This window comes from Mycobacterium sp., from assembly GCF_047975165.1.
Classification (GTDB): domain Bacteria; phylum Actinomycetota; class Actinomycetes; order Mycobacteriales; family Mycobacteriaceae; genus Mycobacterium.
Genome location: NZ_JBKECZ010000059.1, coordinates 1 through 5,709 on the forward strand (window position 1 = coordinate 1; position 5,709 = coordinate 5,709).

Here is a 5,709-nt window from a genome sequence, read left to right on the forward strand (position 1 = left end):
GCCTGCGAGTACCGCATGCCGTAGTGCTTGGGATTGGTTTGATACCCCGCCGCCTTGGCCCACGCCCGGCCCGTAGCGCCATGCACCCCGGCCACCGTCGCCGCCGCCGTCGGCGACAGACCCGAATTCACCGCCTCCCAGAACCGCTCACGCACCGACTCCGGCAACCTGTGTGGACCCCGCACCCGAAACCCCATCGAACAACACCTCCGAACTCGTCAGGTGTTGCAGCGACCACTTGAGTCTGAGCGGGTAGGCGGCGCCCTGGGTGCAGAGTCAACGGGTTGGTGGCGAGGACCGAGGACCGAGGGCCTGGCGCTCCGGCGCCCCGGCGCCCCGGCACCATACACTTGCTGGCGTGAACATCAACAAGCTCGTTAGCGACGCAGCAATGGCACCCGTGCGGGCCGGGATCTCGGCGGCCGAGGCCGGACTCGCCGTGGCGGCCAGTGCCCTGGGGACGGTGAAGCAATCTTTGGGTGAGGACGTCCCGAAGACAGTCGACCCGCTTTCCGAGATACTGCCGCTGCGCGGCGCAATCGTCGGTGCCAACCGGGTGGCCGAGCTGACCGAGAGCGACCGTGCGTTGGGCCGCGCCCTGGTCCGCGGCGGGCCGGCGGATCAGCTGATGCGTCAAGGCGGGCTCGCCGACCTGTTGACCAGGCCCGGTGGCCTACTCGATCGGATCACCGAGGCCAGTGGCCCCGCACTCGAGCGGATCCTGGGCCCCGGCGGGCTCGCAGACCGGATGTTTGGTGAGGACGGGCCCCTCGAGCGGATGTTCGCCGTCGACGGCATCATCGAGCGGATGTTCGCCGAGGACGGCGTCGTGGAAAAGCTGCTGGCCAAGGATGGGCCATTGGAACAGCTCACCGAAACCGCCGAGATCCTGAGTCACCTGGCGCCCACGGTGGAGACGTTGACCCCCACCGCCGAAACCCTCGAGAACGCTGTCGCCAACCTCAACAAGATGGTCAACTCACTGAGCGGTATGGCAGAGCGGATCCCGCGGCCGCTGCGGTCGGGTTCGCGCTCGAAGCGTAAGACGGGCGAGGATGCCGCTGACTAGCCGGCACGCGGGCCGGCAGGTCCTGCGCCGCCGAAGGGGCTGGGGCGGCTGGCATCGCGTGCCGGCGCAAGCTCTCCCTTGATCTCCCGATAGGCGGCGACCTGCGCGGCGATCTTTTCCACGGCTTCGGGCACCGGCTTCGTCGGCGCATTGTCGGCGAGAAACAGCAGCGCGTGAATCCGGCTGCGCACCGCGTCGCGAAGCTCGTCGTCGCGCTTCTGAATGCGTTCCTGCTGCAGGGACTCATCGACACGCGCGGCCTGCTCGGCGCACTGCTCCAGAGCCTGGGTTCGCTGCAGGCATTGCTCGCGCAGCGTTTCGGCCCGGCGCTGTGCGTTCGTGCACGTCGCCCGGTCATCGGCCGACGGGTTCGCCGGCGCCGCGAGCATGCTGGCTAGTCGCCGCAATTCCTCGGCGGTGCGGGCGTTGGCAGCGATCGCCGCCAATTCGGGCGTGAAGTCGATTTCGGCGGGGTCGCCCAGCCACCCGCTGCGGGCCGCCTCTGTCCGGGCGATCCTGTCCGCGGCCGTCTGCGCCCGGCCGAGCAGCTGCACTCCCGACTCGCCGAACTCCCGAACCCGCTGCGCCCGACCGGCCGCAGCTACCGGTCGAGGCCCCGGCTGTTGGCGCGTGCGTTCCTGCTGCCGGGCGGTCGCTGGCTCCCGCTTGTGGGCTGACCTCGCCACCAGCCCCGCCGTGCACACCCATGCGATGGCTGGAATGGGTAGGAAAAGCCACCGCTCGCTGTGCGTCAGTACGACGACAGTGACTGCGGCCAGTAGGCTCGCGACCCACAGCGCGCCCTGCTCGCCGGGGCTGAACCGAATCCGTGCTGCTTCGGCTGTCGTGGCAGCCCCCGGCGCTTGGGTGGCAGGCTCCATCCCGGATCCCGCGGATGCACTGGCGGTGGTCCAGAACCCCGCAACCAGGACCAGCACCACGACGGCAAGCAGCGCGAACACAATCAACCGACCCATCGGCCCTCCCTCGCTGGAGCCCTTCCAATATTAGGCCGGTGTGCCGGCACGCGATTTGGTTTGCGGGTGCGCTGGGGCACGACATCGCCGAACCCCCAGTTCTCGTCAATCGTCTAGATAATTTCTCGTCATTCGTCTACAATTAAGCGTTCATCAACATGGGCGCCGCGTGTTCACATCGCCGGCGGACCGTGGTCCCGCGGAGAGGAGTGGTTGTGCCGGTGACACGAACAGTGCAGGCCCCCGCCGACGGCACCGTCCTGCGCAAGGGTGAACGCACCCGTCGGCGCATCCTCGAGGCCGCGCGCGCGGTGTTCGGCGAAGCGGGCTACGAGTGCGCCACCATTCGCGGCATCGCGGCCGCCGCCGGTGTCGACAAGTCGTCGGTCACCCAGTACTTCGGGACCAAGCGGAACCTGTTCGCTGAAGCGGTGCGCTGGACTGTGCCGGTGGATCGCCTGGTCGGGGCAACACCGGGGGAGACGGCGGACAACCTCATGGCGGGGATGCTGTCCGCGTGGGCGCGCGACCCCAACGGGCCGATGGCGATCCTGGTGCGGGCCAGCATGACCAGCGAGGACGCCGCGGCCATCCTGCGTGAGCACGTCACCGAGCACATCGTCGCCGCGGTTGCCGAAACCTTCGGCGACGACCCGGACGCGCGGTTGCGGGCAGCGCTGCTCAGCGCGGTGATGCTCGGGCTCGCCAGCTCGCGGTACCTGCTGCGGATGCCGGACCTCGACGGTGTCGACGACGACGAGATCGTGCGCCTGCTCAGTCCGGCGCTGCGCAGCCTGGCGGACTCCGCAACCCCACCGGCCAAACCCCCCCGAGAACGAAAGAGGTAGCGATCATGTCCTTCGACACCCCCGGCGGAACCCGCGGCGTACACATGCCCGGATATCTCAAGCCGCTGATGAATCTGTTCAACAAATTCAACATCCGAAAGATCCGCAGGTCCGGCACGGCGTTCGGGATGCCGCACCTGGTGCTGCACACCTTGGGCGCCAAGAGCGGGCAGGAACGCGCCAACCCGGTCGCCTATTTCCCCGGCGGACAGGGCCGCTGGCTGATCGTCGCGTCGTACGCCGGGGCGGCGAAAAACCCCGCGTGGTACTACAACATCGGGGCCAACCCCGACAAGGTGCGCATCGACATCGACGGCCGCACCGTCGCCGTGACTGCCGAGGAGCTTCACGGCGCCGACCGGGAGGCGGCCTGGGAGCAGATCACTACCGCCGCCGACCGCTTCGTGAAATACCAGCAGAACACCGACCGACAGCTGCCGATCCTGCGGCTCACCGCGCGGTAAGCCGGGGGCGACGGGACTCCGTGACGCGACGCTACTGCGCAGCCGCGATGACACGCTGGGTGGAAACGTTCGGCAGGTGCCGCTCGGCGACCTCGAAATCGGCGTCGTCATGCAAGACGACCAGGCCGCGGTCGGCGGCGGTAGCGCAGAGAAGCAGGTCGACCACCGAAAGTGCCCGTGCCGCCCCGACGCTCGCGAGCCGGTACTGGGCCGCCTCGATCCAACGCCACGCGGATTGGGGTACCGGAACGTCGGGATAGAGGTCGGCAAAGGTCCGGCTCATCTCATCGAATTCGACGGTGTTGCGCGCCGACCGCTGAAACTCGGCACGTTGTGGTGCACATGACCCAATCGCCCCGCTCAGCAGCGGAGTGGTCCAGCTCTCGGTGAGCTCTGGTTGTCGTTGGATTCGCCAGATCGCCGAAGAATCGGCGAGGAAGTAGATCAATTGCCGACGGCCCTCTCGTCGTCGCGTACCGCGCGCCAGCCCGGGTAGTCCCAGCCCTCGGCGTCCCTGCGTGATCGGGCAAGTGCGTCGATGCGCCGGAACCTATCGACGTAGTCGCGCATTGCGAGGTTCACCGCCTCCTTCTTGGTGCGCACGCCCGCGATCCGCATGACGTGCTCAAGTGCGTCGTCGTCGAGGTCAATCTGCGTTACCGACATCGGCGGGCCTTCCATGTTGGCAATGTATGTCTATCGCATACATGACCAACACTACCCGCCCTCCGGTGGGTCCGGTGCTCGCGGAGGTGCGGCGCGGGATGCGCGGGCGCTGGGCACGGGGCACGGGGCGCGCGTGGCGCGGGGTGCGTGCCCGCCCCGTTCGTTGCGCCGACCCCGGCGACCACGCGGCGCCGCCGGTCCATATGCTCGGGACAACCCAACGCGTAGTGCCGAGGCGATCCGCCGCGGCGACACAATCCGGCTGCAGGTAACGGGGTAAGGAGTCGCTGTGCCCATCAAGACGAAGTTCACCGAGGCATTCGGTGTCGAACACCCAATCGCCCAGGGCGGCATGCAGTGGGTCGGCCGCGCGGAACTTGTCGCCGCCGTCGCCAACGCCGGCGGGCTGGGATTCATCACCGCGCTGACCCAGCCCACCCCGGCCGATCTGGCCACCGAAATCGCCAAGACCCGCGATCTCACCGACAAGCCGTTCGGGGTGAACCTGACCATCCTGCCGGCGATCAACCCGCCGCCCTACGACGAGTACCGTCGGGTGATCGTCGACGAGGGCATCAAGATCGTCGAAACCGCCGGGTCCAACCCTGCCCCGCACCTGCCGATGTTCCACGACAACGGCATCAAGGTGCTGCACAAGTGCACCTCGGTCCGCCACGCCGTCAAGGCCCAGAGCCTCGGGGTGGACGGCATCAGCATCGACGGCTTCGAATGCGCCGGCCACCCCGGCGAGGACGACATCCCGGGTCTGGTGCTCATCCCGGCCGCCGCCGCCAAGATCGACATCCCGATGATCGCCTCGGGCGGTTTCGCCGACGCCCGCGGCCTGGTCGCCGCGCTGGCGCTGGGTGCCGACGGCATCAACATGGGTTCGCGCTTCATGTGCACCGAGGAGTCCTGCATTCACCAGAACATCAAGGAAGCGATCGTTGCCGGTGACGAGCGGGGCACCGAACTGATCTTCCGCAGCCTGCACAACACCGCGCGGGTGGCCAGCAACGCGGTGTCCCGCGAGGTCGTGGAGATCCTGGAGAAGGGCGGCCAGTTCGGCGACATCATGGAGCTGGTCGCCGGTTCGCGCGGCCGGCGGGTCTTCGACGACGGCGACGTCGACGCCGGCATCTGGACGGTCAGCACCGCGATGGGCCTGATCAACGACATCCCGACGGTCGCCGATCTCGTCGGTCGCATCGTCGGCGAGGCCGAGGACATCATCACCGGGCGGCTCAGCCGCATGCTGGCTGGCTGAGCCGGCGCGCTATGACGGCGCGCTTTTGCCGCCCTTCGCAATCGAGGGTGTAGCGGGGTCTGCATCCGCGGGCTTCGAATGGCAGTCATTCGATGCGGTTGGGCAGGGGGATCGTGCGCTGGGTCTTCGGGGGTGTCCGCCGTGGCGGCCGTATCGAGGATCGGCCGCCGCGCGTATGCGCCTGGGGTGTCGAGTGTGAAGCTACGGCGTCGAGTGTGAAGCTACGCCGTAGCTTCACGCTCGGCGCAGTCAACTGAACCGGCTCTTTGCAGTCGGGGGTGTGCGGCGGATCGGTGCGGGGAACGTCCCGGCGAGTGGTGTGGGCAAGGGCGGTGTGTTCGGGTCATCTCGACGATTCGACAGGCGCACCGGCGCACCGGCGCACCGGCGGACCGGCGGACCGGCGCACCGCCGCCCC

At 68.3% G+C, this 5,709-nt stretch carries 6 protein-coding genes and 2 pseudogenes; 4 read left to right on the forward strand and 4 right to left on the reverse strand.

The features are described from left to right. Nucleotides 1-197, reverse strand: a pseudogene (locus ACK5M9_RS06550) (IS30 family transposase); the annotation flags it as partial. Between the two features lie 161 nt (nucleotides 198-358). Between ACK5M9_RS06550 and ACK5M9_RS06555 the strand changes: the two are divergent. Then, nucleotides 359-1,069 (forward strand): hypothetical protein, encoded by a 711-nt coding sequence (locus tag ACK5M9_RS06555; RefSeq protein ID WP_416892372.1) that lies wholly within the window; start codon nucleotides 359-361, stop codon nucleotides 1,067-1,069. Here ACK5M9_RS06555 and ACK5M9_RS06560 read toward each other — a convergent pair. Further along, nucleotides 1,066-2,046: a hypothetical protein gene (locus ACK5M9_RS06560; RefSeq protein WP_416892373.1), complete on the reverse strand. Its 981-nt coding sequence runs from the start codon at nucleotides 2,044-2,046 to the stop codon at nucleotides 1,066-1,068. The genes ACK5M9_RS06555 and ACK5M9_RS06560 overlap by 4 nt on opposite strands. A 260-nt stretch (nucleotides 2,047-2,306) precedes the next feature. Between ACK5M9_RS06560 and ACK5M9_RS06565 the strand changes: the two genes are divergently transcribed. Further along, nucleotides 2,307-2,894 carry a TetR family transcriptional regulator gene (locus ACK5M9_RS06565; protein WP_416892377.1) on the forward strand — a complete coding sequence of 196 codons (588 nt, stop codon included), beginning with the start codon at nucleotides 2,307-2,309 and terminating at the stop codon, nucleotides 2,892-2,894. A 5-nt stretch (nucleotides 2,895-2,899) separates the two neighbouring features. Then, nucleotides 2,900-3,358 (forward strand): nitroreductase family deazaflavin-dependent oxidoreductase, encoded by a 459-nt coding sequence (locus tag ACK5M9_RS06570; protein ID WP_416892374.1) that lies wholly within the window; start codon nucleotides 2,900-2,902, stop codon nucleotides 3,356-3,358. A 31-nt stretch (nucleotides 3,359-3,389) separates the two neighbouring features. Here the strand turns inward: ACK5M9_RS06570 and ACK5M9_RS06575 are convergent, their stop codons facing one another. Further along, nucleotides 3,390-3,806, reverse strand: coding sequence for a VapC toxin family PIN domain ribonuclease (locus ACK5M9_RS06575; protein WP_416892375.1), 417 nt, complete (start codon nucleotides 3,804-3,806; stop codon nucleotides 3,390-3,392). A gap of 68 nt (nucleotides 3,807-3,874) precedes the next feature. Then, a pseudogene (locus ACK5M9_RS06580) lies at nucleotides 3,875-4,024 on the reverse strand (type II toxin-antitoxin system VapB family antitoxin); the annotation flags it as partial. Nucleotides 4,025-4,313: 289 nt separating this feature from the next. Between ACK5M9_RS06580 and ACK5M9_RS06585 the strand changes: the two are divergent. Then, the gene (locus tag ACK5M9_RS06585; protein WP_416892376.1) at nucleotides 4,314-5,291 is read left to right on the forward strand and encodes an NAD(P)H-dependent flavin oxidoreductase; all 978 of its coding nucleotides are present in this window, start codon (nucleotides 4,314-4,316) and stop codon (nucleotides 5,289-5,291) included. The last annotated feature ends 418 nt before the right edge of the window (nucleotides 5,292-5,709 follow it).